The following is a 1,130-nucleotide window of genomic DNA, read 5'->3' as shown; positions in this document are numbered from 1 at the left end:
CTACCGTGTGAACCCTGCGGTGTCCGGGCGCCCGGACAACGACTGCCGGAAGCACTGCCTATCAGGACCGTGAGTGCCCTGGGGGTTGGCCCAGGCTACCTGCTCCTGGGCCCTGTCCGCACACGTCTGCGACGTGCTGGGCGCCCTCACAACGCATGCGCCCTGTACCTTGTCAGGGACTCAGCCCCTGAATCCGCACGGGTCCAAGGCGCTGCGTCTGCGTCCCGTCACCCAACTGGCCGTAGAGGTTGATCCCCCACGCCCAGACGCTGCCATCCGACTTCAACGCGATGGTGTGGAGGAGACTGGCCGCGACGGTGACCATCCCGGTGAGGCTCGGCACCTGCACCGGCGTGAGGCGCAGTGTCGTCGTCCCGTCGCCGAGCTGGCCGTTGACGTTGCTTCCCCAGGTCCAGACGGTGCCGTCCGACTTCACCGCCACACTTCGGTGGGAAGCTCCGGCGATGGCGACGACTCCGGTGAGGCCCTGCACCTGCACCGGCGTGAGGCGCAGTGTCGTCGTCCCGTCGCCGAGCTGGCCGTTGACGTTGCTTCCCCAGGTCCAGACGGTGCCGTCCGACTTCACCGCCAGGGTGTGGAGCTCACCTGCGGCGACGCCGACGACCCCAGTGAGGCCCTGCACCTGCACCGGCGTGAGGCGCAGTGTCGTCGTCCCGTCGCCGAGCTGGCCGTTGACGTTGCTTCCCCAGGTCCAGACGGTGCCGTCCGACTTCACCGCCAGGGTGTGGACGGTACCTCCGGCGACGGCGATGACCCCGGTGAGGCCCTGCGCCTGCACTGGCGTTGGGCGATCCGTCGTCGTCCCATCTCCCAGCCGACCCATGGCGTTGGCGCCCCAGGCCCAGACGGTGCCGTCCGCCTTCACCGCCACCGTGTGGTGGCTACCCGCGGCGACGGCGACCACCCCGGTGAGGCCCTGCACCTGCACTGGCGAGAGACGTTGCGTCGCCGTCCCGTCTCCCAGTTGCCCGTAGCCGTTGGTTCCCCAGGCCCAGACGGTGCCGTCCTGCTTCAAGGCGAGCGTATGGCGGTCGCCTGCGGCGAGACGAGCCCCGAGGTTCGCAGCGCATGCGCTGCCGCCCTGGAGGGAGAAGGCGTAAGAGGTGGAG

At 69.6% G+C, this 1,130-nt stretch carries 1 protein-coding gene; it reads right to left on the bottom strand.

Annotation, left to right across the window (positions count from 1 at the left end):
• Positions 1-172: 172 nt before the first annotated feature.
• On the bottom strand, positions 173-1,130 hold a 958-nt coding region (locus D7V88_RS41700; RefSeq protein WP_372241175.1), incomplete at its 5' end, for an RCC1 domain-containing protein.

This window comes from Corallococcus terminator, from assembly GCF_003611635.1.
GTDB lineage: Bacteria > Myxococcota > Myxococcia > Myxococcales > Myxococcaceae > Corallococcus > Corallococcus terminator.
Note: the sequence above shows the minus strand (reverse complement) of the source record. Positions and strands in the feature narration are given on the sequence as shown.